The following is a 1,614-nucleotide window of genomic DNA, read 5'->3' as shown; positions in this document are numbered from 1 at the left end:
GGGAGCGGTGGCAGGCGCCGGCGGTGGCCGGCGCTCTCCGGGGCCGTGGCCGTGCTGGCCGTGCTCGCCGGCGCCGGCGTCTGGTGGCTGGGCGAAGGCGGCGAGCAGCAGAAGTACACGTCGCTGACCGAGAGCGGCTGCCGGATGGTTCCGGCGGCGACCGTACGGAGGCTGGTGCCGGCGGCCTCGGTCGACCGGGACGGCGAGGGCCCCGAGCAGAAGGCGGCGTCCGTCCGGGCGGGCTGCGTCTGGGAGCACACCGGCGACTCCTCCCCGATCTGGCGACAGCTCAGCGTCGACGTCTCCGTCCAACTGGACATGGAGGACGCGGACCTGGTCGACGGCGACCCCACCGACGGAGTACGGCGGGCCGCCGCCGATCTGACCACCACCCGGCAGGACTTCGCGTCGAAAGCCAACCGCACCAAGGATCTCGGCGGCGGCTACGTGGACTACTACGGCCCGACCGAGGAGCTGACCGGAATAGGCGACGAGGCGGTCTCGCTCTCCCACCACGAACTCGCGAAGGACGGTGCCCACTACGACCCCGAGTTCGTCGAGATCGACGCCCGCCTCGCCAACGCCGAGATCACGGTGAAGTACAGCTCGGGTGCCAACACCGGCAAGCGGATGATCCCCACCTCGGAGGCCGCGGTGCGGAAAGAGGCCGAGACCGTGGCCCGCTCCCTGGTGAACAGCCTCAAGAACTGTACGGGGTGCACCCGATGAGCCCGGCGGGCGACGGGACGTCCGGTGTCTCCCCACTGCACTCCGGCGACCCCCGGGCCATCGCCGGCTACCGCCTCGCCGGCCGGCTCGGCCAGGGCGGCCAGGGCGTCGTCTATCTCGGGTACGGCCCCGGCGGCGAGAAGGTCGCCGTCAAGCTGCTGCACGCGTCCTTCGGCACCGACCCCAGGGCGCGGGCCCGCTTCGCGAGGGAGGTCGAGACCGCCCGGCACGTCGCTTCGTACAGCACCGCGCAGGTGCTGACGGCGGACATCGAGGGCAGCCAGCCGTACATCGTCAGCGAGTTCATCAAGGGCCCCTCACTGCACGAGTACGTCCGCGCGCACGGCCCGCAGCGTGGCACCGCGCTGACCCGACTGGCGATCGGCACGCTGGCCGCACTGGTGGCGGTGCACCGCGCCGGGATCGTGCACCGCGACTTCAAGCCCGCCAACGTTCTGCTGCCGCCGGAGGGCCCTCGGGTCGTCGACTTCGGCATCGCCCGCGTCCTGGAGGCCACCAGTACCCTCACCAGCCAGGTGATCGGCACACCCGTCTACATGGCGCCCGAGCATCTGAGCGGCGACCCGGTCACCCCGGCCGCCGACATGTTCGCGTGGGGCTCCACGATGGTCTACGCGGCCACCGGCCGGGCGCCGTTCGCCGCGGACAGCGTGGCGGCCGTCATCGGTGCCGTGCTGCACACCGAGCCCGACCTGACCGGCGTCGACGAGGCGCTGCGCCCCGTGATCGCCGCCTGCCTGTCGAAGAACCCGGCGGAGCGCCCCGGCGCCCGGGAACTGCTCGCCCGGTTCCTGGACGGCCCGCCCGAGGACGACGCCCGGATCCCGATGACCGCGGCGGCCACGCTCCTGGACGCCGCGAGCC

At 72.9% G+C, this 1,614-nt stretch carries 2 protein-coding genes; both read left to right on the top strand.

Translation table 11 applies throughout. From position 1 onward, the window contains the following. Positions 1 to 729, top strand: a 729-nt coding sequence (locus QR77_RS36745; protein ID WP_201778856.1) for a hypothetical protein, incomplete at its 5' end; no start/stop codon positions are given. After that, positions 726 to 1,614: serine/threonine-protein kinase (locus QR77_RS47165; RefSeq protein WP_160310993.1), on the top strand; the 889-nt coding region annotated here is incomplete at its 3' end. The genes QR77_RS36745 and QR77_RS47165, both read left to right, overlap by 4 nt.

This window comes from Streptomyces sp. 150FB, assembly GCF_000818195.1.
In the GTDB taxonomy this organism is placed as follows: Bacteria; Actinomycetota; Actinomycetes; order Streptomycetales; family Streptomycetaceae; genus Streptomyces.
Note: the sequence above shows the minus strand (reverse complement) of the source record. Positions and strands in the feature narration are given on the sequence as shown.